This window comes from Pseudomonas sp. SZ40 (assembly GCF_052958135.1).
Window position 1 is genome coordinate 75,167 of sequence record NZ_JBQWIF010000002.1, and the last position, 23,859, is coordinate 99,025.

Here is a 23,859-nt window from a genome sequence, read left to right on the forward strand (position 1 = left end):
ACTGTCATGCGGCGCATTAGATAACGGAATTATTGCAGCGATATGACAGCCGTGCGGCAAGGCGAGGCGCGGCGGGCGCTGCGCAAGGTCCTAGCGCAGGGCGTAATCCAGCACGATGCCGATGAAGATCGCCAGGCCAGCCCAGTGGTTGTGCAGGAATGCCTGGAAGCAGACCATCGGCTCGCGTTCGCGAGTCATGTGAAATTCCCAGGCGAAACAGGCAGCAGCGGCCAGCAGGCCAAGGTAGAAATACAGGCCCAGCTCGAAGCGCGCACCGGCCAGGCACAGGCACAGCAGTGTCAGGCCCTGCAGGCCGAGGATGATCACCCGGTCGGCGTCGCCGAACAGGATCGCCGTGGATTTCACGCCGATTTTCAGGTCGTCCTCACGGTCGGCCATGGCGTAGTAGGTATCGTAGGCGACGGTCCAGATCACGTTGGCGAGCAGCAGCAGCCAGGCGGCCACCGGCAGGCTGCCGGTTTCTGCGGTGAACGCCATCGGCATGCCCCAGGAGAACGCGGTACCCAGCACCACCTGGGGGTAATAGGTGTAGCGTTTCATGAAGGGGTAGAGCGCGGCCACGCCCAGTGCACCGAACGACAGCCAGACGGTGGTGGCATTGGTCAGCAACACCAGGCCGAAGCTGAGGGCGATCAGCACCGCGAACAGGATCAGCGCTTCGCGGGCGCTGACCCGCCCGCTGGCCAGCGGGCGGGCCTTGGTGCGACTGACATGGCCGTCGAAGTTGCGATCGGCGTAATCGTTGATCACGCAGCCCGCCGCGCGCATCAGAATCACCCCGACCACGAAGATCACCAGGTTTCTGGTACTCGGTACACCCTCGGCAGCGATCCACAGTGCCCACAGGGTCGGCCAGAGCAGCAGGTAGATGCCAATCGGCTTTTCCAGGCGCATCAACTGCACGAAGTCCCATGCCCGTGGGTGCAGGCGGTTGAGCGATTGCAGCAGGCGGGTGTACATCGTCGGTTTCTCCTGGCGGGGTGCGCGGATTATACGGGCGCAGGCACCGCGCGCCAGGTGTGTCGGCGCTAGTGGGCGGCGAGCCAGAACGCGGGCAGGAACACTTCGGCGACCAGCACCGCCAGACGGTCACGGCGAAAACATGAGCGCCGCGCCCACAGTCCCTGATGCGGGTTGTCTGCAGGCAGCCAGGCGGCCGGGTAATGACACACCTGCAATGCGCCTCGTTCGAAGGCCTGGTCGCTGAACAGCAATTCGCCAAGGGAGCGGCTACCCAGCTGCTGCAGGTCGAGGCCGGAGTCGGTCAGCGCCTCACGGGCCGCTACGCTGCGAGCGAACACCCACGGCTCGGCATTGCCGCGCAGATGCACCTCGCGCACCCAGCCAAGGCTGCCAGACGGCACATCGAGCGCGGCGCACTCGTCGTCACGCAGTTCCAGCCAGCCTTCACGCAGCGGGATGACGCTGAAACCGCCGTCGGACAGTTCGCTCAGCCGACGGGTCAGTGAGCGCTCGTCGAACAGCCAGGCGCAGATGGCGGCTGATGGCGCGGGCTGCAGTTGATCGTGGGACAGCCAGTCTGGCGTCTGGGAGGCGGAACGGGGCACGGTGCGGATTCGCGATATGGAGATGCGCGGAGTCTAGCATGGGCATTGCCGCGGGTTTCGGCCTGCCACGGCGTTCGTCGCGTGTGCTTGGCGCGTCCTGGCATTTGCGGTAGCGTGCCCGCGCAATGACCGTGACTACGCCGGAGAGCGTTTATGAAAAAGTGGCAATGTGTGGTCTGCGGACTGATCTACGACGAGCGTGATGGCTGGCCCGATGACGGCATCGAGCCCGGCACCCGCTGGGAAGATGTGCCGGAAGACTGGCTGTGCCCCGACTGTGGCGTGGGCAAGATCGACTTCGAGATGATCGAGATCAACTGAGCCCTCGCGAGACCAACCCAACAGGAACGAGCAATGAGCGACCCCGTGGTAATCGTCGGCACCGGCCTGGCCGGCTACAACCTGGCACGTGAATTTCGCAAGCTGGACAGCGAAACGCCGCTGTTGCTGATCACTGCCGATGATGGTCGTTCTTACTCCAAGCCGATGCTGTCCACCGGCTTCGCCAAGAGCAAGGATGCCGATGGCCTGTGCATGGCCGAGCCTGGGGCGATGGCCGAACAGCTGGCTGCCCAGGTATGGACCCACACGCGGGTTACCGGTATCGACCCGGGGCACAAACGCCTGTGGATCGGCGAGGAGGCGGTGCCATACCGTGATCTGGTGCTCGCCTGGGGCGCCGAGGTGCTGCGCGTGCCCATCGAGGGCGACGCCAGCGAGGAGTTGTTCACGGTCAACGACCTGCACGGTTACGGGCATTTTCGCCAGGCGGCACAGGGCAAGCGCCGCGTGCTGATTCTGGGCGCCGGCCTGATCGGCTGCGAGTTCGCCAACGACCTGTCGCTCGGTGGCTACGAGGTCGATCTGGTTGCACCTTGCGAACAACTGATGCCGGCCCTGCTGCCTGCCGAAGCGGCGGCTGCCGTGCAGGCGGGGCTGGAGGCATTGGGCGTGCGCTTGCACCTGGGGCCGGTGGTCAGCCGGCTGCAACATGCGGGTGACGGGCTCGAGGCGCATCTGTCCGATGGCCGGTCGATCGCCTGTGATCTGGTGATCTCTGCGGTTGGTCTGCGCCCGCGCACCGATCTGGCTGCCGCTGCCGGCCTGGCCATCAACCGCGGCGTCATGGTCGACCGCCAACTGCGCACCTCCCACGCTAATATCTACGCACTCGGCGATTGTGCGGAGGTCGACGGTCTCAATCTGCTTTATGTGATGCCGCTGATGGCCTGCGCCCGTGCACTGGCGAAAACCCTCAGCGGTACGCCGGGAGAAGTGACCTACGGGGCCATGCCGGTGACCGTGAAAACCCCTGCCTGCCCATTGGTCGTGTCGCCACCACCGCGTGGAAGCCATGGCAACTGGACGGTCGAGGGCAGCGGTGCGGATATACGGGCGCTATGCCACGACGCCTCTGGCGCCCTGCTGGGGTATGCGCTGACCGGCGCAGCGGTTCAGGAAAAACTGGCACTCAATCGTCAACTGCCGGCCCTGCTGCCCTGAGCGTTCTGTCGCCTGCTCGACAAAATTGCCTGATTTAGCCTGAAACGGGGCTGGCGAAGCCCTCTGGAGCGTGCCATTCTCCCCATGCCTGCCGCAGTGTAGAGCTGTCGCGGCGCCTTGGCGCCGCATGGCACGGAACACAACAACAACAAACCGTAAATGAGGCATTTATGCGCAAACCCGAACTCGCCGCCGCTATCGCGGAAAAAGCCGATCTGACCAAGGATCAGGCCAATCGTGTACTCAACGCCGTTCTCGAAGAAATCACCGGTGCACTGAACCGCAAGGACAGTGTGACGCTGGTCGGCTTCGGTACGTTCGTACAGCGCCATCGCGGTGCTCGTACCGGCAAGAACCCGCAGACCGGGGAGCCGGTGAAGATCAAGGCCAGCAACACCGTCGCCTTCAAACCCGGCAAAGCTCTCAAGGACTCGGTCAACTGAGCCCTGGGGTCTGCTGACGTTTCAGCGCAATGCTGGCAATCACGGAATGTGTGAAAACTACTGCGCTCAGTCATGCGGGTGTTGAAAGCCGGCTGTTCCGAAATGTCAGCAGACCCTCGTCTGGAGCTGGCGCTAGCAATGTCCCCAGGCTAGCTGTCAGGCTTGCGGTAAGTCGCTACAATCGGCGGCCTCCGTTTTCTCCGCCCAAGCAGGCCATGCCATGAAATTCCGTTTTCTTCTCTGGATGCTGGGCCGTCTCATGGCCAAGGCAAGCCGTGACAATCCGGCATTCCGTCAGCAACTGGAGGGTCGCGATCTGGTGTTTCAGTTGCATACGCTCGATGGCAAAGTCGCTCGTCACTTCGTCGTCCGTGAACAGCGCGTCAGCAGCAAGCGCGGCATGGCCAGCGAGCCGGCCTTCGCCATCGGCTTCAAGGATTCACCTTTCGGCTTCGCCACCCTGACGGCGAAGAACAAGCAACTGGCCTTCATGCAGGGTATCCAGAACAAGGACATCCAGATTCAGGGCAATCCCGCTCTGGTGATCTGGTTTCAGGGTCTGACCAAATACCTGCGTCCCAAGCGCCCGGCCGACAAGAAAGCGGCCTGATCCAGCGGAAAACCTTCGCGGCCACGCGCAGCGCGAGTGGCCGCAGCCGCTATCAGTTCGGTGACCCGAACTGCGACGCGAGATCGCGTAGCGCGACCTCTGCGGCCAGCACCTTGCTCAGCGCTTCTTCCGCCTTGTCCCGGGTAATGCCCAGGTTGTCGAGCAGGCTCTGCGGGATTTCACGCTCCGGCCCGGTACCGATGCCGTGGTTGCGCAACAGGCTGACCGCCAGATAGACCAGGTTCGGGTAGGTGGAGTGGTTGCCGCTGTAGCTCGAGTCGTGCTGAAAGCGCAGTGCCACCGCCAGCTCTTCGGGCATGTCCCAGTAACGCATCAGCCAGGAGCCGATCTGTTCGCGGCTGATGCCCAGCAGGTGCTGCTCGATATAGCTGTGTGGCAGGTGCTGGTTGACCTCCAGGTGGCGGCAGATCAGCGAGAAGTGCGGCGGGAACACGTGAGCCAGCACCAGATTGCCGAAGTTGTGCAGCAGCCCGGCCAGGTAGGTCAGACCTGCTTCCGGGCGTTGGGCACGCGGCATGGCGCGCGTCAGGCCTTCGATCACGGCGGCGGTGTAGATCGCCTGTTGCCAGTAGGGCGTGGTCTGCTGCGGTTGGTCCTTGGGCAGGCTGAGGGTCTTGCCCAGGGCCAGGCCCAGGGCCAGGTTGATCACCAGGTCGAAGCCCAGTACGCGAACGATGGCGTCTTCCACCGAGCGGATCTTGCCGGGGGCGGCGTAGTAGGGCGATGCCGCCCAGCTCACCACCTGCGCCGCCAGGGCCGGGTCGGTCTCGACCACGCCGGTGATATCGTCGACAGTGGCGTTGGGGTCGACCCGCAGCTTGATGATCTTCTGCGCGGTTTCCGCCAGCGGTGGAATCTCGATGGTCTCTTCCAGACGTTGCTGGATGCGCCGCGCGGTGAAGGCCTGTACGGCGTGGCTGATCTCGTTGCGATCATCGTCGGGGCGGGTCAGATTGAGCCGCACCTTGCTCACCGGCTCGCCGAAGCGCGCGGCACTGGCCTTGCCCAGCAGGCCCTTGAAGGATTCGGTATGGAGCTCCAGCAGCACGCCGGGCTCGCCCGACTGGATGTACAGGCTCGGCGCCTCGAGCAAGCGCTCGTCGTACAGGCAGGGCGAGCTGGTCAGTGCGGGGATGCCGGGCAGTATCACCAGGTCATGCTTGCCGAGCATGCGATCCAGGCGCTCGGGTTTGACCGCCGTGAGCTTGCGACCGGTCAATTCGGCCAGGCGATTGAGGTCCAGCAACTGGTTCTGAGGGAACAGCACCAGCAGGGCGCCCACCGCATCCTCGAGCAGCACGGTCTGTACGCGCTGTGCGGCTGGCAGCCCAGGCTGCTCATTGCGCACCTGATAGCTCAGACCAAGCTTTTCCAGCAACTGGCGAATCACCAGAGGCGGTTGGGGGGAGAGGTCGGCGATGGCTACTTCAGTCATGACGTGTTCCGTCGTAAAGGGGGATGCAGCTCCCCAAGTATAACCAGCAAGCTGACAATGCGACCTCGCGAGTCGACGATCGTCCTATGTAATGTTCAAACTTGCCCATATTGTTGACCATGCCGCAGCCAGCGTTCCAGCAGCGGGCTGACATGCTGTGGCCAGTGCTCCAGCAGGGCCTGAGCCGCATCGCGAACCGCTGGCAGCAGGTCGGCATCACGCATCAGATCAGCTACCTTGAACTGCAGCAGGCCGGTTTGTCGAGTGCCGAGCATTTCTCCGGGGCCGCGCAGCTCGAGATCCTTCTCCGCAATGATGAAGCCATCACAGGTTTCGCGCATGATGCCCAGCCGCTCGCGACCGATCTGTGACAGCGGCGGATGGTAGAGCAGCACGCAATGGCTGGCCGCGCTGCCCCGGCCGACCCTTCCCCTTAACTGATGCAGTTGTGCCAGGCCAAGGCGCTCGGGATTCTCGATGATCATCAGGCTGGCATTGGGCACGTCGACGCCCACCTCGATCACCGTGGTGGCTACCAGCAACTGTAGTTGACCCTGTTTGAACTGATCCATCACCGCGGCTTTTTCGGCGGGCTTCATGCGCCCGTGGATCAAGCCGACCTGCTGACCGACCAGCGCTGCAGCCAGGTCTTCGTAGGTGGTTTCCGCCGCCTGGCAGGTCAACTCCTCGGACTCTTCGATCAGCGTGCAGACCCAGTACGCCTGACGGCCTTCGTTGCAGGCCGAGCGCACCCGCTCGACCACCTCGAAGCGACGGCTGTCCGCCACCAGTACGGTGTTCACCGGTGTACGGCCCGGCGGCAGTTCGTCGAGAATCGAGGTGTCCAGATCCGCATAGGCGCTCATCGCCAGCGTGCGTGGGATGGGCGTCGCGGTCATGATCAGCTGATGTGGGCTGAGCCGGCCGCCAACGCCTTTCTGGCGCAGTGCCAGACGCTGCTGTACGCCGAAACGGTGCTGTTCGTCGATGATCGCCAGGGCCAGGTTGCGAAAGCGCACCTCTTCCTGGAACAGGGCGTGGGTGCCGACCACCATGGGGGCACCGGCAGCGATCTGTTCCAGGGCGGTGGCGCGCGCCTTGCCCTTGAGCTTGCCGGCCAGCCAGGCGGTTTCCAGGCCCAGCGGCTGCAGCCAACGGCTGAAATTGAGGTAATGCTGCTCGGCGAGGATTTCCGTGGGCGCCATCAGCGCGACCTGATAGCCGGCTTCGATTGCCTGCAGTGCGGCGAAGGCCGCGACCACGGTCTTGCCGGCACCCACATCGCCCTGCACCAGGCGCAGCATCGGTTCGCCCTGGCTCAGGTCATAGGCGATTTCTGCGCCGACCCGCTGCTGCGCACCGGTGGGGGTGAAGCCGAGGTTGGCGAGGAATTTACCTGGCAGCTTCTGCGCGACCGGCAATGCAGGCGCGCGCTGCGCACGAGCGCTTTCTCGCAGGCGCTGCATCGACAGCTGGTGGGTCAGCAGTTCTTCGAAGGCCAGCCGATGCTGGGCCCAGTGCCGGCCTTCGGCGAGCTCCTCGAGGTCTGCATCCGGTGGCGGGCGATGCAGGTAGCGGATCGCCTGGTCCAGCGGCGCCAGCTGATAGTCGTCGGCCAGCTCGCGGGGTAGCCAGTCCGGCAGGCTGTGCGGGCCAAGGCGAACCAGAGCCTGTTCGCTGAGCTGGCGCAGGCGCTGTTGGGTCAGCCCTTCGGTGGTCGGATAGATCGGCGTCAGGGTTTGTTCCACGGCCGGCGGTTCGTCCCCGGAGAGCGCGCGGTACTCGGGATGGTAAATCTCCAGCCCGGACGAACCCGGGCGGATTTCACCGTAGCAGCGCACCTGGGTACCACGCTTGAGGCCTTCCTTCTGCGCATTGCTGAAATGGTAGAAGCGCAGACTGAGCGTGCCACTGCCGTCACTCAGGCGCACCAGCAGGCTGCGACGCCTGCCCATGACCACATCGGCCCCGGAAACGGTGCCCTCGACCACGGCATCCTGGCCAGGTCGCAGGGCACCGATAGGGACGATCCGGGTGCGATCCTGATAGCGCAGAGGCAGGTGGAAAAGGATGTCCTGCAGGGTTTCCAGGCCAACCTTGGCGAGTTTTTCCGCCAGGGCCGCACCAACGCCTTTGAGGTCGGTGACGGAAACCGTCGACAGCTCACTCATCGTTGCCCTCAGACGTTAAGCGGCAGGGGCTTGGCAACCGAGCACAGGCGGATGGAGTCGGCCAGCACTTCGATGGCCTTCGGCCGGGGGAAGCTGGCGCGCCAGGCGATGGCTACGGTGCGGAACGGCGCCGGCGGGCTGAGGGGGCGTACTTCGATCACGCCCGGGGCATAGTGGTGGCTGTCCACTGCCGAGAACGGCAGGATGGAAACGCCGAGGCCCGAGGCGACCATATGACGGATGGTTTCCAGCGAGCTGGATTCCACCGTGGTGTGCCGGGCTTGTTCCTCGCCTTTGCGCAAGGTCGGGCAGGCCTCCAGCACCTGGTCACGGAAACAATGGCCCTCGCCAAGCAGCAGCAGACTCTTGTCATTTAGCAGCTTGGTGTCGATGGTCTTCATCGCCGTCCACGGGTGATCGGCAGGCAGCAGGGCGTAGAAGGGCTCGTCGTACAGCGGCAGGGTCAGCACGTCGGCTTCCTGGAACGGCAGCGCGACGATGATCGCGTCCAGCTCGCCGGTGCGCAGTTTGTCGCGCAGCACGTGGGTGAAGTTTTCTTCGATGTACAGCGGCATCTGGGTGGCCACGCGATGCAGCTGTGGGATCAGATGAGGGAACAGATACGGGCCGACCGTATAGATGGCGCCGATCTTCAGCGGTGCCGCCAACTGGTTCTTGCCAGCCTGGGCCAACTCGCGGATGCCCTGAGCCTGCTCCAGTACCTTCTGAGCCTGGGTGACGATGCCTTCGCCGACTGGCGTCAGGCGCACGGCGCTCTTGCTGCGTTCGAAGATCAGCACGCCCAGTTCGTCTTCGAGTTTCTTGACGCCGACCGACAGGGTGGGCTGGCTGACGTGACAGCGCTCCGCGGCTCGACCGAAATGTTGTTCCTGAGCGAGCGTCACGATGTAGCGCAGTTCAGTGAGGGTCATAGTCTTAGTCCATTGAGATGCAGCCAAGCATAGCCGCTGTCTTCCATGTAACCAACCACTGAGGTGTGTCTGCGGGGCGGATATTGCAGCTGGGGAGGGTATCCGCCCCGGCTTTTCGGCCAGGGGCGGATAACGGCATCAGCGGCCGCGGCCGCGCTCCAGGGAGTAGATGAATGGTGCGACGATTTCCACGCTGCCATCCTTGAGCAGTTCGGCTGGCGGTTTCGGCAGCGGTTGTGCACGGCGGATCATCTGCAGCGTGGCCCGGTCCAAGGACGCACTGCTGGATTTGCCGACCAGCGTGTACGACAGCACCATGCCATTGGCATCGACCACGAAACGCAAGCGGTTGACGCCCTCGAGACCGCGACGGCGCGCGTCTTCCGGGTAGCGCTTGTGCTTGGCCAGGTGGCCCAGCAGCTCACTCTGCCAGCTGACTTCAGCCTTGCTCGGCGAACTGATCGGCGCCTGCTGGGGGGCGGCCGGCTTGGCTTGCGCCGGTGCAGGAGGCGCAGGTGGGGCGTCTTCTGGCGGTTCGTCCTGAGGCTCCGGCGGCTTCGGCTCGGGTGGCTTGGGCTTCGGCGGCTTGGGTTTGGGCTTCGGCTTGGGCTTGGGTGGCGTCACCGCCAGCGTCGGCTTCGGCGCTTCGACCAGTTTCGGCTGAGGCTCGGGCTCCTCCGGAACGACTTCCGGTGGCGGTGGCGGTGCAGGCTTGGGCGCGGCCGGGGGCAGTGGCTCCAGTTCGACGATCATGGCTGCGGGGGGCAGTTCGATGGGCGTCGCCTGAGGTTGCCAGTACATGGCCCAGAGGAACAGGCCGATGTGCAGCCCAACCACGATGACCAGGCTAGCGAACCAGGAGAACGTGCGGCTGGATTTCTTCATTGCGAGCCGACCGTCTCCAGGCCTACCAGGCCGATCTTCAGATAACCGGTGCCACGCAGGGTGTCCATGACTTCCATCAGGTCGCCGTATTCGACGCCCTTGTCACCGCGTACGAAGATGGTCTTGTCCTTGTCATTCTGCGTCAGCTTGTCCAGCGCCGCGCCGAGCATGGCCGGCTGTACCTCGTCGTTGTCGAGGAACAGCTTCTTGTCGTCCTTGATGCTCAGGTAGATCGGCTTGTCCGGGCGCGGTGCCGGCTTGGCGCTGGATGCAGGCAGATCGATCTTCACGTCGACGGTAGCCAGTGGCGCGGCGACCATGAAGATGATCAGCAGCACCAGCATCACGTCGATGAAGGGCGTGACGTTGATCTCGTGGTTTTCCTGAAGATCGTCGCCGCCGTTTTCGTTGAGATGAAGACCCATGGCCTTAACCCGCCTTGACCATGTGAGGCTGTTGGGCGCGATCGCTGTTCGGCAGCATGTCCAGGTCACGGCTGACCAGCAGCAGCACCTGAGCGGATGCATCGGCGACCTGCGCCTTGTAGGCACTGATCGAGCGCGAGAAGGCGTTGTAGATGATCACCGCAGGAATCGCGGCAACCAGGCCCAGTGCGGTGGCCAGCAGTGCTTCGGCGATGCCTGGAGCGACGACGGCCAGGTTGGTGGTCTGGGTTTTGGCGATGCCGATGAAGCTGTTCATGATGCCCCAGACGGTACCGAACAGGCCGACGAAGGGGGCGGTGGAACCGATGGTGGCGAGTACCCCGGTGCCTTTGCTCATGTCGCGACCGCAGGCGCCGACCAGGCGCTCGAGGCGGAAACTGACGCGTTCCTTGATGCCTTCCTTCTCGCGGCTGGTAGCCGAGAGTTTCAGCTCTTCGCGGGCGTCTTCGATGAGGATTTCGCTGAAACTGTGCTTGGCGCGAGCCTGGTCGCTGGCCTGAGCCAGGTTGCGGGCGCCTTTCAGTTCGATGATTTCACGACGCAGACGGCGACGTGCGGTCACCAGTTCGATGGTCTTGGCGATCCAGATGGTCCAGGTCAGGATGGATGCCAGCACCAGGCCGATCATCACGCTTTTGACCACGACGTCGGCGCCCTGATACATGCCCCATGGGGACAGATCGTGGAAGACCGCTTCTGCTTCGGCGGCGGAGCCATTTTCGATGTCCAGATTATCGGCCGCTGCAGCCAGATCCAGCATGTTCTGCAGGATTTCTGGTGGCACGCCATTCTCGATCATGAACTGTTCGCGCACTTCCCTGATCTGTTGTGGAGTGGCATCGGGGCCGAGGGCGTCGATCCGCTTCTCCAGCTCTTCGGAGGCCAGGCGGGGATCCAGAGCAGGTGCTGCTGGTGCCGCGTCCGTTTGTGCTGGTATCTGAGCATTCGCGTCAGGTGCCTGCTGCGCACCGGCAGCGGGCTCGGCAGGCGCAGTCACCGACTGATCGGCGAAGCTCGCGGTCGGAGCCAGCGTCAGGCTGAGCAGCAGGGCGAGGAGCGCGCCGAGGCGTTGCGGCCGAGCGGCGACAGTGGTTGGCTTAGCGCTATGGGCGGTAGAGTTCATGCTTGCCGGACCTAAGTGTGATGACGGTGACCTGCGCGGGCGAAACCCTGCGCGGCAAAAAAGGCTGAACATTATTGCAAGTAATTCTTGTTTATGAAAGCGTTAATGTAACTATATTACATTCAGGTCGTCGTGATAGAGCGTTCGCCGGGCTGAGAGAGGGCAATGATGAGCAGAGTTGCAAGCGTGATGATCGCCGGGTGCGGGGATGTGGGGGGGCGTCTTGCAGTGCGTCTGCATGGCGCTGGCTGGCAGGTTTTCGGCATGCGCCGAACGGTGTCCGAGTTGCCCGAAGGCATTCTGCCGGTCGCAGGTGATCTGCACGGGCCTGGTTGCCCCGAGCAATGGCCGCAGGGTGAACTGGATTATCTGGTATACAGCGCGGCGGCCACCGAGCACGACGAGCCCGGCTACCGTCGGGCCTACGTCGATGGCCTGCGTCACGTACTGAGTTGGCTGCAGTCGCGAGGACAGCGTCCGAAGCGCCTGTTGTTCGTATCCAGCAGCGGCGTGTACGCCCAGGCGGATGGCGAATGGATAGACGAGACCTCGCCCGCCCAGGCGCAGAGCTACTCGGGCCGGGTGATCCGCGAGGCGGAGCAGGTGGCGTGGGGGGCTGAGGTGCCAGCCACCGTGGTGCGTCTGACCGGCATATACGGTCCGGGCCGTGAGTGGCTGCTCAAGCAGGTGCGCATGGGGTATCGGGTGTCGGTGGAGCCGCCGCTCTATGGCAACCGCATCCATGCCGATGACGCAGCCGGGTTGCTGGCCTTTCTGCTTCAGGCGGACTGGGCAGGCAAGCCACTGGATGACTGTTATATCGGTGTGGATGACGAGCCTGCGCCGTTGCACGAGGTGGTGGGCTGGCTACGGCAGCAACTCGGTGTCGAGCATTGGGCGCATGAGTCGACCGTGCGCCGCTCCGGCAGCAAACGCTGCAGCAATGCCCGGGCTCGGGCGCTGGGCTGGTCGCCACAATATCCCAGCTATCGAGAGGGGTATGGCGCGGTGTTGCGTGAACGATAAGGCGTGTCGCCCGGAGCCTGGGCTCCGGGCGTTGGCGCTGGTCAGTCGATGACCAGAATGCCGTCCATCTCGACCTGCGCGCCCTTCGGCAGGGCGGCCACGCCAATGGCAGCGCGGGCCGGGTAGGGCTGCTGGAAGTAGCGGCCCATCACTTCGTTGACGGTGGCGAAGTGGGAAAGGTCGGTGAGGAAGATGTTCAGCTTGACCACATCCTTGAACGAGCCACCGGCGGCTTCGATGACCGACTTGAGGTTCTCGAATACCTGCACGGTCTGTGCCTCGAAGCCTTCCACCAGTTCCATCGTCTTCGGGTCCAGAGGAATTTGCCCGGACAGGTAAACGGTATTGCCGGCCTTGATAGCCTGGGAGTAGGTGCCGATGGCGGCCGGAGCCTTGTCGCTGCTGATGACGCTCTTGCTCATGGAAAACTCCTGGGTAAGGGCAGCTTCAAGCGACAGGGCTCAAGCTGCAGGAAGAACCCAGGCAGGCTACAGGCTGGCGTTGCCCACCTCAAGCCGAGTCAAGGTGATGAGGCTTTCGTTGGGTGTTGCCGGGAATCGCTGCGTGCCGGCGGCTGGGGAGAGGGTCATGCCTTCATGCGCGTGATGCGCATGACGCCGGGCAGGGTGCGCAGCTTCTTGATCACCCGCGCCAGGTGGACGCGGTCGTGTACGCTGACCACCAGTTGGACCACGCTGACGCGGCCGTCGCGTTCGTCCATGCTGATCTTTTCGATGTTGCCGTCAGCCGCGTTGACACTGCCGGCCAGCAGCGCGATGAGGCCGCGCTGGTGCTCCAGTTCGACACGCAGCTCGACGTTGAACTCGCCCGTGACGTCCTTGGCCCAGGACAGCTGGATGCATTTTTCCGGGTTGTGGCGTACTTCGCTGATGTTCCGGCAGGTGTCCATGTGCACCACCATGCCCTTGCCGGCCGAGAGGTGCCCGACGATCGGGTCGCCCGGAATCGGCGTGCAGCACTTGGCATAGCTGAGCACCAGGCCCTCGGTGCCGCGAATGGCCAGTGGGCTCTCGGCGTTGGGCAGTTCCTCGCCTTCGCTGGCCAGCAGTCGACGAGCGACCACGTAGGCCATGCGGTTGCCCAGGCCGATATCCTCGAGCAGGTCCTCGAAGGTCTCCAGGCGGTATTCGTTGAGAACCGCCTGCTGGCGCTCGGGCTGCAGCTTGTCCAGATGGCTTTCGAAGCTGGCCAGCACCTTGTTGAGCAGGCGCTCGCCGAGGTTGATCGACTCGGAGCGGCGCTGTTGCTTGAGGGCGTGGCGAATGTGAGTGCGCGCCTTGCCGGTGACCACGAAGTTCAGCCAGGCCGGGTTGGGGCGTGCGCCCGGCGCGCTGACGATTTCCACCGTGGAGCCGCTTTCCAGAGCCTGGGAAAGCGGTGCCAGGCGGCGGTTGATGCGGCAGGCGATGCAGGTGTTGCCGACATCGGTGTGCACCGCATAGGCGAAGTCCACCGCCGTGGAGCCTTTGGGTAGCTCCATGATGCGGCCCTTGGGCGTGAACACGTAGACCTCGTCCGGGAACAGGTCGATCTTCACGCTCTCGATGAATTCCAGCGAGTTGCCGGCGCGTTGCTGCATCTCCAGCACGCCCTTGACCCACTGGCGCGCGCGGGCGTGGTTGCCCTTCGGCGTTTCATCTTCGTTGGATTTGTACAGCCAGTGCGCGGCGATGCCGTTGTTGGCCATCTCTTCCATTTCGCGGGTGCGAATCTGGATCTCGATGGGCACGCCATGCATGCCGAACAGGGTGGTGTGCAGCGACTGGTAGCCGTTGGCCTTGGGGATCGCGATGTAGTCCTTGAAGCGGCCCGGCAGCGGCTTGTAGAGATTGTGCACGGCGCCCAGTACGCGATAGCAGGTGTCGACCTTGTCGACCACGATGCGGAAGGCGTAGACGTCCATTATCTCGTTGAAGGCGCGGCGTTTGCCACGCATCTTCTGGTAGATGCTGTACAGGTGCTTCTCGCGGCCCATCACCTCGCCCGTCATGCCCTCGCGTTCAAGGCAGTGCAGCAGCGATTCCTCGATACGGGTGACGATTTCCTTGCGATTGCCGCGGGCCCGGCGCACGGCCGCACGAATGCGCTCGGAGCGCATCGGGTGCATGGCCTTGAAGCCAAGATCCTCGAATTCCACGCGCATGCTGTGCATGCCCAGTCGATTGGCGATGGGGGCGTAGATTTCCAGGGTTTCCTTGGCGATGCGTCGGCGTTTTTCGCCGGACAGCACTTCCAGGGTGCGCATGTTATGCAGGCGGTCGGCCAGCTTGACCAGGATCACGCGGATGTCGCGCGCCATGGCCATGGCCATCTTCTGGAAGTTTTCGGCCTGGGCCTCGGCCTTGGTCTCGAAATTCATCTGGGTCAGCTTGCTGACGCCGTCCACCAGCTCTGCCACCGATTCACCGAACTGCGCGTGCAGGGCTTCCTTGGCGATCCCGGTGTCCTCGATCACGTCGTGCAGCATGGCGGCCATCAGGCTCTGATGATCCATGTGCATGTCGGCGAGGATGCTGGCCACGGCCAGCGGATGGGTGACGTAGGCTTCGCCGCTGCGGCGACGCTGCCCATCGTGCGCCTGTTCGGCGTAGAAGTAGGCGCGACGAACCAGATTGACCTGTTCGTCACCCAGGTAGGTCGAAAGTCGATCGGCGAGGGCGTCTATGCTCGGCATGGGAGGCTCCCTTGCCAGGCCTTGTGCACCTGCGACGTACGCTTTCGACCGGGCATAGGCTTACAGAGGCTCGTTCGCCTCTTCCTCGAAGGCAGCGAACAGCGGCTCTTCTTCGATGATGTCTTCCTGCGCGACGATGTCGGCGTCTACCAGGCCACTGGCGATTTCACGCAGAGCGACCACGGTCGGCTTGTCGTTTTCCCATGCCACCTTGGGCTCTTTGCCGCCGGTAGCGATCTGACGAGCACGCTTGGTGGCGAGCATGACCAGCTCGAAGCGGTTATCGACGTTGTCCAGGCAATCTTCAACGGTAACGCGGGCCATGGTGTTCCTCGTAGCGAATGCAAAAAATAAGCTGGGCCCAAATGGGCGAGCGGACTGGATAGTCTAGAAAAACGCCAGCATTAAGGGAAGAGAAAGTCGCTGGAAGGCACAAGTTCGCAACGCAGGGCGCGATTTTCGGTGCTCGAGCGACCTTTGCAGGGCCGCACAGGTGTGAGTCGGCCCCGTTTCACCTCACGCCAGCAGTTCGTTGAGCAATCCCAGGTGGCGCTGCTGCTGGGCCGGTTGCAACAACTGATTGGCCCGGAAGATCGCCTTCAGGTCGCTCAGTGCGTGGGAGAAATCATCGTTGATCACGATGTAGTCGTACTCGACGTAGTGACTCATTTCGCTGACCGCTTCGCGCATGCGCTGTTCGATCACTTCACCGCTGTCCTGGCCGCGGCTGGTCAGGCGGTGGCGCAGCGCTTCGAGGGTCGGCGGCAGGATGAAGATCGACTTCGCCTGCGGCATCAGGCGGCGTACCTGTTGAGCGCCTTGCCAGTCGATCTCCAGAATCAGATCGATGCCCTCGGCCAGGGTCTTCTCCAGCGCGCGCTGCGAGGTGCCGTAGTAGTTGCCGAACACCTGGGCGTGCTCGAGGAACTCGCTCTGTTCGAGCATGGCGGTGAATCGCGCGTGATCCACGAAGTGATAGTGCACGCCGTCACTCTCACCCGGGCGCATGGCGCGGGTGGTGTGCGATACCGACACGCGAACATGGGGTTCGCTTTCGATCAGCGCCTTGACGAGGCTGCTTTTGCCAGCGCCCGAGGGGGCGGAAATAATGTAGAGCGTGCCGGTGGTGCTCATGGATCTGTCCTGAAACGGTGAGGTCGGGAGGTCGCGCAGCGGAGGCCGGGCGTCGATTATTCGATGTTCTGAACCTGTTCGCGCATCTGCTCGATCAATACCTTGAGGTTGACCGCTGCCTGCGTGCTGCGTGGGTCGAAGGCCTTGGAACCCAGGGTGTTGGCTTCGCGGTTGAGCTCCTGCATCAGGAAGTCCAGGCGTCGGCCTGCCGCACCGCCCGCCTTGAGCACGCGACGCACTTCGCTGACGTGGGTGCTCAGGCGATCCAGCTCTTCGGCCACGTCGCTCTTCTGCGCGAGCATCACCAGTTCCTGTTCGAGGCGCTGCGGGTCGAGGTCGGCCTGCATCTCGCGGCAGCGTTCGAGAATCTTCTGGCGCTGCACGTCGAGCATCTGCGGCACCAGCTCGCGCAGGGCGGCCACTTCACCAAGCATGCTGTCGAGGCGTTCATTGAGCAGCTTGGCGAGCTCGGCGCCTTCACGGCTGCGGCCTTTCTTCAGTTCATCGAGGGCGCTGGCGAAGAGTTTCAGGGCAGCGCTGTTGAGGGCCTGAGGGTCGCTGCCGTCGGCTACCAGAACGCCTGGCCAGCTGAGGACTTCCAGTGGGTTGAGCGGGGCCGGCTGCTTGATCAGTGCTGCCACGCTTTCTGCGGCGGCGATCAGTTGCGTGGCCTTGTCGCGGTCGACCTGCAGCGGTTTGCCGGCGCTGTCTTCGGTGAAGCGCAGGGTGCACTCCACCTTGCCGCGCGACAGGCCCTGGCGCAGCGCTTCGCGTACCGCGCCTTCGAGGTCGCGAAAGGCTTCCGGCAGGCGCAGATGGGGCTCGAGGTAGCGGTGGTTGACCGAACGCAGCTCCCAGCTCAGGGTGCCGTTGGCACCTGCCTGCTCGGTGCGGGCAAAGGCCGTCATGCTGTGGATCATGCTGCTTACCTCGTGAAGTTCTGCCGGTTTGGCGTTGGCCAAAGGCCGCGATTGTAGCGCAGTGCGGCGACGGCTCCCAATCGTGACCGCGTCCGTCGGACAGGCGCGGTCGCGGCCAGGCGGCAACAGACCCTATAATGCGCGACAGATTTCCGATTCCATATAGAACGCGAGCAGGTATTCCTTGATGAAACGTCCCAGTGGCCGCGCGGCCGATCAGTTGCGCTCGATTCGCATCACCCGCAACTACACCAAGCACGCCGAAGGTTCGGTGCTGGTGGAGTTCGGCGATACCAAGGTGATTTGCACCGTCAGCGTCGAGCAGGGCGTACCGCGCTTCCTCAAGGGCCAGGGCCAGGGCTGGGTGACCGCCGAGTACGGCATGCTGCCGCGTGCTACCGGTGACCGCAATCAGCGTGAGGCCAGCAAGGGCAAGCAGGGCGGCCGTACCCTGGAAATCCAGCGCCTGATCGGCCGCTCGCTGCGTGCCGCGCTGGACATGAGCAAGCTCGGTGAAAACACCCTGTATGTCGATTGCGACGTGATCCAGGCCGATGGTGGTACCCGTACCGCCTCGATCACCGGTGCCATGGTCGCGCTGGTCGATGCGCTCAAGGTGATGAAGAAGCGTGGCGGCCTGAAAGGCGGCGACCCGCTCAAGCAGATGATCGCGGCGGTTTCCGTGGGCATCTATCAGGGTGAGCCGGTGCTTGATCTGGATTACCTGGAAGACTCCGCAGCCGAAACCGATCTGAACGTCGTGATGACCAGTACCGGCGGCTTCATCGAAGTTCAGGGCACCGCTGAAGGTGCGCCTTTCCAGCCTGCCGAGCTGAATGCCATGCTGGCCCTGGCGCAGCAAGGCATGACCGACCTGTTCGCCCTGCAGCAGGCCGCCCTGGCCGAGTGACCGGTCGCTGACCGAGGAGAACCACGATGGATGACAGCAACCTGTTGACGCCCGCCCCCGAGCCCAGCAAGGAAGCGCGCCAGTGGGCGATGATCTGCCACTTCGCCGCGGCCCTCGGTTTCATCTTTCCCTTCGGCAACCTGATCGGCCCGCTGATCGTCTGGCAGATCAAGAAGGATCAGGATGCCTTCATCGACGAGCAGGGCAAGGAAGCGCTGAACTTTCAGATCACCGTGGCCATCGCTGGCATCGTCTGCCTGCTGCTGATGCTGGTGCTGATCGGCTTCCTGCTGATGGGGTTGCTGTGCATCGGTACCATCGTGCTGACCATCATTGCCGGTATCAAGGCGGGAGAAGGGCGCGCCTATCGCTACCCGTTCTGCTTGCGGTTCGTGAAGTGAAGGTCGCCCCCTGATCGACGAAAAAGCCAGCTAACTGCTGGCTTTTTCGTTATGGCGCTGCAGGTATTGATTCAGGCGCGGGCGACTCTATAAGCTCTGCGGCGATACTGGCGTTTGGCGCTCACAAGGACACCGATGATCCCGATTAATCCGCTGGCCATGATGCTCGGCTCGTTGTTCCTGCTGGTTTCCGTTCTGTGCCTGTGCGGGCTGCTGGTATTGCTGGTGGCCTTTCTGTTGCGCCGCTCCAGACGCTTCATTGTGAAGCGCCGCTGGTGGTTCGGGTTGTTGGCGGTATTCCTGGCCGCTGGCAGTCTCCCCACCATGCAATTCATCAGGTGGCAGCTCGATCATTGGCTCGAACGGCGTGCCCTCAGTCCTCGCCTGGAGACCAGTCAGGTGCTCGGCGATCTGACGCTACCCGCGGGTACGCGGGTGTGGATGGAACGTCTGGAGCCCATGCAGGACTTGAGTGGCAAGCCACTGGCTTATGGCTTGCAAAGCGTCAAGCGCGTCGAGTTCGATCGCGAGCCTGGCCTGGTACTTGGCATGCGCGTGCAGAGCCTCGATCTTGACGCGGGTCGAGGCCTGGCCGAGTTGAAGTTGCTGGACGCCGCCAAGCTGCAGGGCTGGAACTGCTCGCCAGAGGCAGCCGTCAGTTTCACTTATCCGTTCGGTGCGCCATTCGTGCTTGCCGACTGGCATCTGGAGGCCTGCACCCTGGTGCCCGGCAGCGAGGTGGCTGGGGTCGCCTGGCCCGGGCAGGTGAGCGTGCACGCCGTCGAGAGAGGCCGCTGGCTGGTGGAGGCAGGCAGCACGCCCGCGCGTTTTCAGGGGTTGGAGATCCGCGCAGTGAATCTATGGCTGGATGGCCCGCAAGGCGACCTCCAGGATTGGCAAGGTGAGCTGGCGGCGGCGCTGGAGTTTGGGGTCATGCAGTACCCGGCTGGAACCCGCGTTCGTCAGTATCAGGGCAATCTGCTCTTCAGCCCGATTGCCGATGTCCCCGCGCAGGATCGCCGCAGCGGCAAGCCCGTGGAGCCCGACCTGTCCGTGGCGCAAAGCGCCGCGGGTGAAGTGCTGGGGATCTATCCGAACAAGGATGTGGGTGTGATCGACTGGTTCAAGTTGGTGCCCTGAGCCCGTTCAGCTGCGATCCGCCAGCACGCCGATCAGAAACATCACCACCAGCAGGACAGGCGCCAGGGTGTAGTTGTTGAAATGGCCAAGCACCTGGGTCAGCAGCGGCGTCAGGTAAACCATCGCCAGGCCGTAACCGACCACGCAGACCACGACGAAGATCAGCGTGCGCAGCACGAAGTTGAAGCTGCCGATACGGCCTTGTACCCAGGCGTTGATGGCTGGGCCGAACAGCACCAGCAAGGTGGCTATGAGCCCCAGGGAAATCTCGCTGAGGTGGCCACGACTCCAGCGTGACACGGTGGCGATCAAGTCCAGCAGAAAATCCATCGTTGCTCCTTGGGCACGTCGTGATTGATTCCTGCTGCCTGGGATCATCCGGCGCGCCTTTGGTTCTATGGCGGCCGTGATTCAGGGCAGGAAGTATTGCAGCAAGTCATTGAGAAACAGCTGGCCTTCGCGGGTCGCCGTCAGACGAGCGGGATCTTTTTGCAGCAGACCACGGCGCTCCGCCTGTTCGCGGGCGCTGGCCAGTTGCTGCAGCGGTAGGCCGGTTCGCTGGCTGAACAGCTCGGCGCTACAGCCATCGCTCAGGCGCAGCACGTTCATCAGAAACTCGAACGGCAGCTCGTCGGCGCTGAGGATGCGTTCGCCAGCGCTGTACTGCTTGGCGGGGTCGAGGTAGTCCTTGGGCAGGCGGGTTTTCCAGGTGCGGCTGATGCGGCCGTCTGGTGTGCTCAGCTTGCCGTGGGCGCCAGCGCCAATGCCGAGGAAGTCGCCGAATGTCCAGTAATTCAGGTTATGCCGGGCGGCACGGCCGGGCTGTGCATAGGCCGATACTTCATACTGGCCGTAACCCTGTTCGGCGAGCAGCGCTTGGCCAGCTTCCTGAATGTCCCAGAGGGTGTCGTCTTCCGGCAGCACCGGCGGCTGGTTCCAGAACACCGTGTTCGGCTCCACCGTGAGCTGATACCAGGACAAGTGAGTCGGTGCCTGGGCGATGGCGATGCGCAGGTCGCCCAGCGCGTCATCGAGGGACTGATCCGGCAAGCCGTGCATCAGATCCAGGTTGAAGTTATCGAAGCCGGCCGCGCGGGCCATGTCGGCGGCGCGAATTGCCTCATCGCCATCGTGGATGCGGCCCAGGGCCTTGAGTTTCTCTGCCTGGAAACTCTGCACGCCGATCGACAGCCGATTGATACCCAGGCGTCGGTAGGCGGCGAATTTCTCCTGCTCGAAAGTGCCCGGGTTGGCTTCCAGGGTGATTTCGATGTCGCTGGCGAACGGAATGCGCCGTTCCACGCCTTCCAGCAGGCGCCCGAGGGCCTTGGCGGAAAACAGGCTGGGTGTGCCGCCGCCGAAGAAGATCGACGTTAGCGGTCGGCCGTGGGCCTGCTGCAGGTCGCTGTCGAGATCGGCGAGCAACGCGTCGACGTAAGCCTCTTCCGGCAGGTTTGGGCCGGCGGCGTGGGAGTTGAAATCACAGTAGGGGCACTTGCGCACGCACCAGGGAATATGGACGTACAGGGCCAGGGGAGGCAGCTGGAACACAGGCGTTGGGTCACGGCAGGGTGATTGCGGGGCGCTATCGTGGCACGACTTGGGCAAAGCTCCAATGTTCGCGGACGAAACGCCCCTCTGGTGGCGCTGTTTACAGGCCCAGACGCTGCTTGAGCAGGCGCATGGCGATGGCGCGGTGGCTGAGGCTGTTCTTGTCTGTGGGGGACAGTTCGGCGCTGGAGCACTGGCGCTCTTGCACCCAGAACAGCGGGTCGTAGCCGAAGCCATGTTCACCACGGGCTTCATGCAGAATACTGCCGTGCCACAGGCCTTCGCAGAGAATCGGCAGCGGGTCGTCGGCGTGGCGCACCAGGGCCAGGCAGCAGACGAACTGGGCGCCGCGCTCGGCATCCGGCACGTCCTTGAGGGCGGCCAGCAGTTTGGCGTTGTTGGCGGCGTCGCCCAGGCCGTCGGCGTAGCGGGCGGAGTAAATGCCCGGCGCGCCGCCCAGATGATCGACTGCCAGGCCCGAGTCGTCGGCCAGGGCGGGCAGCCCGGACAGGCGCGAGGCATTGCGGGCCTTGAGGATGGCGTTCTCGACGAACGACAGGCCGGTTTCCTCCGGCTCAACCTGGCTGAACTCACCGACCGAGCGCAGGCGTACGCTGTCGCCGAGCATGGCTTGCAGTTCCTTGAGTTTGCCAGCGTTGTGGCTGGCGAGGACGAGTTCTGGGAAAGGCATCATGGCTCCGGAAAGAGTTCCTGGTTGAAGTCCAGGCGCTGGCCGTTCACCTGCAGGTTGAACAGCAGCACCTCGCGCGAGGGGATGGGAAACTGCGCCAGGTACGAGACGAATTCACCCTCGCGCTGTTCGATGAAGGTCAGCGTCTGGCCGTGGCCAAGCACGCTCTTCACTTCACCGCTGATCGTGGCTGGGCTGGATTTGCCTGCTCGCAACACGCTGATGTTCAGAACGCCCTGCTTGCCGCTGCGCAGCAGGCCGCTGGCCTGTGCTATTTGCGGTTGCAGGTAGCTGGCGTTGAAGGCGCTGTAATGCACCTCGAGATCACCCAGGCGCTGCATGCGCTCGGCGGCACTGGCCGGCAGGCTCAAGCACAGGGTAATCAGCAGGAGGGCTAGGCGCATGGGCGGTTCCGCTGCTCAGTTGGCAATGTGCACATCGCGTGCATTACGCCCGCTGATGCGATAAATGCCGATTTCGCCCAGCAGGTTGGGCCACGCGCGGCTAGCCCAGCCGTGTTGGTGTTGATGGTCGACCGCCAGGCGCTGTAGTACTCGAGCGTCCTGCTGATGGCACAGGCGCTCGAAGTCCTCGAAGGTGCAGAAGTGGATGTTCGGCGTGTTGTACCAAGTGTACGGCAGGAAATCCGACACCGGCATGCGGCCCTTGCTCGCCAAATACCAGCGGCAGCGCCAGTGGGCGAAGTTGGGGAAGGTGATGATGCAGGTCTTGCCGACGCGCAACATCTCCGCCAGTACCTTGTCCGGGAAGTGCAGCGCCTGCAGGGATTGGGTCATGACCACGACGTCGAAGCTGTCGCTGGCGAAGTTGCCGAGGCCTTCGTCGAGGTTCTGCTCGATGACGTTGACGCCCTTGCCGATGCACTGGGCGATCTTTTCCGGGTCGATCTCCAGGCCGTAACCACTGACCTGCTTGTTGGCGCTCAGCCAGGCGAGCAGGTCGCCATCACCGCAGCCAAGGTCGAGCACGCGGCTGCCAGCGGGAATCCATTTCTGGATGATCTCTAGGTCGGCTCGCATGCTTACACCTCGATCCGTTGCATGTAGCTGCCAAAGCCCTGCAGGTAGCGCGCAATGGGCATGAGAAAGGCGTCGTGGCCTTGGGGTGCATCGATCTCCAGGTAACAGACGTTCTTGCGTGCGGCGATCAGCGCATCGACGATTTCTCGCGAGCGGGCCGGCGAGAAGCGCCAGTCGGTGGTGAACGAGATCACGCAGAAGTCGGCCTTGGCCTGACCAAGGGTCTTGGCCAGATCACCGTTGTGCTCGGCGGCCGGGTCGAAATAGTCCAGCGCCTTGGTCATCAGCAGGTAGGTATTGGCATCGAAACGCCCGGAGAACTCCTCACCTTGATAGCGCAGGTAGCTTTCGACCTGGAATTCCACGCTGTGGAAGTCGTAGTTGAGCTTTTCGTTCTTCAGGCCGCGGCCGAATTTCTCACCCATGGCGTCATCGGACAGGTAGGTGATGTGGCCGACCATGCGCGCCAGCATCAGGCCGCGCTTGGGGATCACGCCCTGTTCCTGAAAGTGGCCACCGTGGAATTGCGGGTCGGTGAGGATGGCCTGGCGGGCGACCTCGTTGAAGGCGATGTTCTGCGCCGACAATTTGGGCGCCGAAGCGATGGCCAGGCAATGCCGCACGCGATCCGGGTAGCTGATTGTCCACTGCATGGCCTGCATGCCGCCCAGGCTGCCGCCGACCACGGCGGCCCATTGGCCGATGCCGAGCAGGTCGGCGAGGCGAGCCTGACTATTGACCCAGTCTTCCACGGTCATCACTGGGAAGTCGGCGCCGAAGGGCTTACCGGTCGCCGGGTTGATGTCGGACGGGCCGGTCGAGCCGTTACAGCCGCCGAGGTTATTGAGGCTGACGACGAAGAAGCGGTTGGTGTCCAGCGGTTTGCCGGGGCCGATGCAGCTATCCCACCAGCCCGGTTTGCGGTCGTCCACGCTGTGGTAGCCGGCGGCGTGGTGGTGCCCTGACAGCGCGTGGCAAATCAGCACAGCGTTGCTGGCGCTGGCGTTCAGCTCGCCATAGGTTTCATAAGTCAGCTGGTAGTCGGCCAGGCTGCGCCCGCAGGCCAGGGCCAGGGGCTCGGCGAAATGGGCGATCTGCGGCGTGACCAGGCCAACGGAGTCTTGAGGAAAAACAGTCGGCATCGACCCTGCTCGGATAATAAGAGATACGTAGGAAAGTGCAGCAGTCTAAAG

At 63.4% G+C, this 23,859-nt stretch carries 27 protein-coding genes; 8 read left to right on the forward strand and 19 right to left on the reverse strand.

Annotation, left to right across the window (positions count from 1 at the left end; all coding sequences use genetic code 11):
- Window positions 1-90: 90 nt before the first annotated feature.
- Entirely contained in the window at window positions 91-981 is an 891-nt protein-coding gene (ubiA, locus tag ACT9T4_RS02275; protein ID WP_042552494.1) for a 4-hydroxybenzoate octaprenyltransferase, read from the reverse strand.
- Window positions 982-1,049: 68 nt separating this feature from the next.
- Window positions 1,050-1,589, reverse strand: a complete 540-nt coding sequence (locus ACT9T4_RS02280) for a chorismate--pyruvate lyase family protein (RefSeq protein WP_499115326.1) — start codon at window positions 1,587-1,589, stop codon at window positions 1,050-1,052.
- A 153-nt stretch (window positions 1,590-1,742) separates the two neighbouring features.
- Between ACT9T4_RS02280 and ACT9T4_RS02285 the strand changes: the two genes are divergently transcribed.
- From ACT9T4_RS02285 to ACT9T4_RS02300, 4 genes are all read left to right on the forward strand, one after another.
- Window positions 1,743-1,910 (forward strand): rubredoxin, encoded by a 168-nt coding sequence (locus ACT9T4_RS02285; protein ID WP_042552492.1) that lies wholly within the window; start codon window positions 1,743-1,745, stop codon window positions 1,908-1,910.
- A 33-nt stretch (window positions 1,911-1,943) separates the two neighbouring features.
- On the forward strand, window positions 1,944-3,092 hold the full coding sequence (locus ACT9T4_RS02290) for an FAD-dependent oxidoreductase (RefSeq protein WP_499115328.1): 1,149 nt from the start codon (window positions 1,944-1,946) through the stop codon (window positions 3,090-3,092).
- Between the two features lie 170 nt (window positions 3,093-3,262).
- Window positions 3,263-3,535 carry an HU family DNA-binding protein gene (locus tag ACT9T4_RS02295; RefSeq protein WP_042552490.1) on the forward strand — a complete coding sequence of 91 codons (273 nt, stop codon included), beginning with the start codon at window positions 3,263-3,265 and terminating at the stop codon, window positions 3,533-3,535.
- 220 nt (window positions 3,536-3,755) lie between these two features.
- Window positions 3,756-4,145, forward strand: coding sequence for a hypothetical protein (locus tag ACT9T4_RS02300; RefSeq protein ID WP_042552489.1), 390 nt, complete (start codon window positions 3,756-3,758; stop codon window positions 4,143-4,145).
- Between the two features lie 52 nt (window positions 4,146-4,197).
- Here the strand turns inward: ACT9T4_RS02300 and ACT9T4_RS02305 are convergent, their stop codons facing one another.
- From ACT9T4_RS02305 to exbB, 6 genes are all read right to left on the reverse strand, one after another.
- On the reverse strand, window positions 4,198-5,601 hold the full coding sequence (locus ACT9T4_RS02305) for an aminoacyl-tRNA deacylase and HDOD domain-containing protein (RefSeq protein ID WP_042552488.1): 1,404 nt from the start codon (window positions 5,599-5,601) through the stop codon (window positions 4,198-4,200).
- Between the two features lie 95 nt (window positions 5,602-5,696).
- Window positions 5,697-7,772, reverse strand: a complete 2,076-nt coding sequence (gene recG, locus ACT9T4_RS02310; RefSeq protein ID WP_499115331.1) for an ATP-dependent DNA helicase RecG — start codon at window positions 7,770-7,772, stop codon at window positions 5,697-5,699.
- Window positions 7,773-7,780: 8 nt separating this feature from the next.
- Window positions 7,781-8,704, reverse strand: coding sequence for a hydrogen peroxide-inducible genes activator (locus ACT9T4_RS02315; protein ID WP_042552486.1), 924 nt, complete (start codon window positions 8,702-8,704; stop codon window positions 7,781-7,783).
- Between the two features lie 138 nt (window positions 8,705-8,842).
- Window positions 8,843-9,589 (reverse strand): energy transducer TonB, encoded by a 747-nt coding sequence (locus tag ACT9T4_RS02320; protein WP_042552485.1) that lies wholly within the window; start codon window positions 9,587-9,589, stop codon window positions 8,843-8,845.
- Window positions 9,586-10,014 carry a TonB system transport protein ExbD gene (gene exbD / locus ACT9T4_RS02325; RefSeq protein WP_042552484.1) on the reverse strand — a complete coding sequence of 143 codons (429 nt, stop codon included), beginning with the start codon at window positions 10,012-10,014 and terminating at the stop codon, window positions 9,586-9,588. Before exbD ends, ACT9T4_RS02320 begins: the two co-directional genes overlap by 4 nt.
- Window positions 10,015-10,018: 4 nt before the next feature.
- The gene (gene exbB, locus ACT9T4_RS02330; protein WP_413694643.1) at window positions 10,019-10,699 is read right to left on the reverse strand and encodes a tonB-system energizer ExbB; all 681 of its coding nucleotides are present in this window, start codon (window positions 10,697-10,699) and stop codon (window positions 10,019-10,021) included.
- Between the two features lie 627 nt (window positions 10,700-11,326).
- Here exbB and ACT9T4_RS02335 point away from each other — a divergent pair.
- Window positions 11,327-12,184, forward strand: coding sequence for an SDR family oxidoreductase (locus tag ACT9T4_RS02335; RefSeq protein ID WP_499115332.1), 858 nt, complete (start codon window positions 11,327-11,329; stop codon window positions 12,182-12,184).
- Between the two features lie 41 nt (window positions 12,185-12,225).
- On the opposite strand, the gene ACT9T4_RS02340 is transcribed toward ACT9T4_RS02335, so the two are convergent.
- The 5 genes from ACT9T4_RS02340 to ACT9T4_RS02360 form a co-directional block, all read right to left on the reverse strand.
- Entirely contained in the window at window positions 12,226-12,606 is a 381-nt protein-coding gene (locus ACT9T4_RS02340) for a RidA family protein (RefSeq protein ID WP_042552481.1), read from the reverse strand.
- Window positions 12,607-12,770: 164 nt separating this feature from the next.
- Window positions 12,771-14,879 carry a bifunctional GTP diphosphokinase/guanosine-3',5'-bis pyrophosphate 3'-pyrophosphohydrolase gene (spoT, locus tag ACT9T4_RS02345; protein WP_042552480.1) on the reverse strand — a complete coding sequence of 703 codons (2,109 nt, stop codon included), beginning with the start codon at window positions 14,877-14,879 and terminating at the stop codon, window positions 12,771-12,773.
- Between the two features lie 60 nt (window positions 14,880-14,939).
- Window positions 14,940-15,203 (reverse strand): DNA-directed RNA polymerase subunit omega, encoded by a 264-nt coding sequence (gene rpoZ / locus ACT9T4_RS02350; protein ID WP_042552479.1) that lies wholly within the window; start codon window positions 15,201-15,203, stop codon window positions 14,940-14,942.
- A gap of 192 nt (window positions 15,204-15,395) precedes the next feature.
- Window positions 15,396-16,013: a guanylate kinase gene (gmk, locus tag ACT9T4_RS02355; protein WP_042552478.1), complete on the reverse strand. Its 618-nt coding sequence runs from the start codon at window positions 16,011-16,013 to the stop codon at window positions 15,396-15,398.
- Window positions 16,014-16,069: 56 nt separating this feature from the next.
- A complete protein-coding gene (locus ACT9T4_RS02360; RefSeq protein WP_042552477.1) occupies window positions 16,070-16,933 on the reverse strand; it encodes a YicC/YloC family endoribonuclease in 864 nt (287 codons plus the stop codon).
- A gap of 187 nt (window positions 16,934-17,120) precedes the next feature.
- Between ACT9T4_RS02360 and rph the strand changes: the two genes are divergently transcribed.
- From rph to ACT9T4_RS02375, 3 genes are all read left to right on the forward strand, one after another.
- Entirely contained in the window at window positions 17,121-17,843 is a 723-nt protein-coding gene (gene rph / locus ACT9T4_RS02365) for a ribonuclease PH (RefSeq protein WP_042552476.1), read from the forward strand.
- Window positions 17,844-17,869: 26 nt separating this feature from the next.
- A complete protein-coding gene (locus ACT9T4_RS02370) occupies window positions 17,870-18,244 on the forward strand; it encodes a DUF4870 domain-containing protein (RefSeq protein ID WP_042552475.1) in 375 nt (124 codons plus the stop codon).
- A gap of 135 nt (window positions 18,245-18,379) precedes the next feature.
- On the forward strand, window positions 18,380-19,384 hold the full coding sequence (locus ACT9T4_RS02375) for a hypothetical protein (RefSeq protein WP_499115337.1): 1,005 nt from the start codon (window positions 18,380-18,382) through the stop codon (window positions 19,382-19,384).
- 6 nt (window positions 19,385-19,390) lie between these two features.
- Here ACT9T4_RS02375 and ACT9T4_RS02380 read toward each other — a convergent pair whose 3' ends face one another.
- From ACT9T4_RS02380 to metX, 6 genes are all read right to left on the reverse strand, one after another.
- Window positions 19,391-19,714 carry a DUF3392 domain-containing protein gene (locus tag ACT9T4_RS02380; protein WP_042552473.1) on the reverse strand — a complete coding sequence of 108 codons (324 nt, stop codon included), beginning with the start codon at window positions 19,712-19,714 and terminating at the stop codon, window positions 19,391-19,393.
- Between the two features lie 81 nt (window positions 19,715-19,795).
- Window positions 19,796-20,935: a radical SAM family heme chaperone HemW gene (gene hemW, locus ACT9T4_RS02385; RefSeq protein WP_499115340.1), complete on the reverse strand. Its 1,140-nt coding sequence runs from the start codon at window positions 20,933-20,935 to the stop codon at window positions 19,796-19,798.
- Between the two features lie 100 nt (window positions 20,936-21,035).
- Window positions 21,036-21,629, reverse strand: coding sequence for an RdgB/HAM1 family non-canonical purine NTP pyrophosphatase (gene rdgB, locus ACT9T4_RS02390; RefSeq protein ID WP_499115342.1), 594 nt, complete (start codon window positions 21,627-21,629; stop codon window positions 21,036-21,038).
- Window positions 21,626-22,030 carry a DUF4426 domain-containing protein gene (locus tag ACT9T4_RS02395; RefSeq protein WP_499115344.1) on the reverse strand — a complete coding sequence of 135 codons (405 nt, stop codon included), beginning with the start codon at window positions 22,028-22,030 and terminating at the stop codon, window positions 21,626-21,628. The genes rdgB and ACT9T4_RS02395 overlap by 4 nt, the downstream gene beginning before the upstream one ends.
- A gap of 15 nt (window positions 22,031-22,045) precedes the next feature.
- The gene (metW, locus tag ACT9T4_RS02400; protein WP_499115346.1) at window positions 22,046-22,666 is read right to left on the reverse strand and encodes a methionine biosynthesis protein MetW; all 621 of its coding nucleotides are present in this window, start codon (window positions 22,664-22,666) and stop codon (window positions 22,046-22,048) included.
- Window positions 22,667-22,668: 2 nt separating this feature from the next.
- Entirely contained in the window at window positions 22,669-23,808 is a 1,140-nt protein-coding gene (metX, locus tag ACT9T4_RS02405; protein ID WP_225837458.1) for a homoserine O-succinyltransferase MetX, read from the reverse strand.
- Window positions 23,809-23,859 lie beyond the last annotated feature (51 nt).

What these genes read in the sequence shown, in the direction of transcription:
- ubiA (WP_042552494.1), bottom strand. Translation starts at nt 981, where the DNA reads ATGTACACCCGCCTGCTGCAATCGCTCAACCGCCTGCACCCACGGGCA.
- ACT9T4_RS02285 (WP_042552492.1), top strand. Translation starts at nt 1,743, where the DNA reads ATGAAAAAGTGGCAATGTGTGGTCTGCGGACTGATCTACGACGAGCGT.
- ACT9T4_RS02290 (WP_499115328.1), top strand. Translation starts at nt 1,944, where the DNA reads ATGAGCGACCCCGTGGTAATCGTCGGCACCGGCCTGGCCGGCTACAAC.
- ACT9T4_RS02295 (WP_042552490.1), top strand. Translation starts at nt 3,263, where the DNA reads ATGCGCAAACCCGAACTCGCCGCCGCTATCGCGGAAAAAGCCGATCTG.
- ACT9T4_RS02300 (WP_042552489.1), top strand. Translation starts at nt 3,756, where the DNA reads ATGAAATTCCGTTTTCTTCTCTGGATGCTGGGCCGTCTCATGGCCAAG.
- ACT9T4_RS02305 (WP_042552488.1), bottom strand. Translation starts at nt 5,601, where the DNA reads ATGACTGAAGTAGCCATCGCCGACCTCTCCCCCCAACCGCCTCTGGTG.
- recG (WP_499115331.1), bottom strand. Translation starts at nt 7,772, where the DNA reads ATGAGTGAGCTGTCGACGGTTTCCGTCACCGACCTCAAAGGCGTTGGT.
- ACT9T4_RS02315 (WP_042552486.1), bottom strand. Translation starts at nt 8,704, where the DNA reads ATGACCCTCACTGAACTGCGCTACATCGTGACGCTCGCTCAGGAACAA.
- ACT9T4_RS02320 (WP_042552485.1), bottom strand. Translation starts at nt 9,589, where the DNA reads ATGAAGAAATCCAGCCGCACGTTCTCCTGGTTCGCTAGCCTGGTCATC.
- exbD (WP_042552484.1), bottom strand. Translation starts at nt 10,014, where the DNA reads ATGGGTCTTCATCTCAACGAAAACGGCGGCGACGATCTTCAGGAAAAC.
- exbB (WP_413694643.1), bottom strand. Translation starts at nt 10,699, where the DNA reads ATGTATCAGGGCGCCGACGTCGTGGTCAAAAGCGTGATGATCGGCCTG.
- ACT9T4_RS02335 (WP_499115332.1), top strand. Translation starts at nt 11,327, where the DNA reads ATGAGCAGAGTTGCAAGCGTGATGATCGCCGGGTGCGGGGATGTGGGG.
- ACT9T4_RS02340 (WP_042552481.1), bottom strand. Translation starts at nt 12,606, where the DNA reads ATGAGCAAGAGCGTCATCAGCAGCGACAAGGCTCCGGCCGCCATCGGC.
- spoT (WP_042552480.1), bottom strand. Translation starts at nt 14,879, where the DNA reads ATGCCGAGCATAGACGCCCTCGCCGATCGACTTTCGACCTACCTGGGT.
- rpoZ (WP_042552479.1), bottom strand. Translation starts at nt 15,203, where the DNA reads ATGGCCCGCGTTACCGTTGAAGATTGCCTGGACAACGTCGATAACCGC.
- gmk (WP_042552478.1), bottom strand. Translation starts at nt 16,013, where the DNA reads ATGAGCACCACCGGCACGCTCTACATTATTTCCGCCCCCTCGGGCGCT.
- ACT9T4_RS02360 (WP_042552477.1), bottom strand. Translation starts at nt 16,933, where the DNA reads ATGATCCACAGCATGACGGCCTTTGCCCGCACCGAGCAGGCAGGTGCC.
- rph (WP_042552476.1), top strand. Translation starts at nt 17,121, where the DNA reads ATGAAACGTCCCAGTGGCCGCGCGGCCGATCAGTTGCGCTCGATTCGC.
- ACT9T4_RS02370 (WP_042552475.1), top strand. Translation starts at nt 17,870, where the DNA reads ATGGATGACAGCAACCTGTTGACGCCCGCCCCCGAGCCCAGCAAGGAA.
- ACT9T4_RS02375 (WP_499115337.1), top strand. Translation starts at nt 18,380, where the DNA reads ATGATCCCGATTAATCCGCTGGCCATGATGCTCGGCTCGTTGTTCCTG.
- ACT9T4_RS02380 (WP_042552473.1), bottom strand. Translation starts at nt 19,714, where the DNA reads ATGGATTTTCTGCTGGACTTGATCGCCACCGTGTCACGCTGGAGTCGT.
- rdgB (WP_499115342.1), bottom strand. Translation starts at nt 21,629, where the DNA reads ATGATGCCTTTCCCAGAACTCGTCCTCGCCAGCCACAACGCTGGCAAA.
- ACT9T4_RS02395 (WP_499115344.1), bottom strand. Translation starts at nt 22,030, where the DNA reads ATGCGCCTAGCCCTCCTGCTGATTACCCTGTGCTTGAGCCTGCCGGCC.
- metW (WP_499115346.1), bottom strand. Translation starts at nt 22,666, where the DNA reads ATGCGAGCCGACCTAGAGATCATCCAGAAATGGATTCCCGCTGGCAGC.
- metX (WP_225837458.1), bottom strand. Translation starts at nt 23,808, where the DNA reads ATGCCGACTGTTTTTCCTCAAGACTCCGTTGGCCTGGTCACGCCGCAG.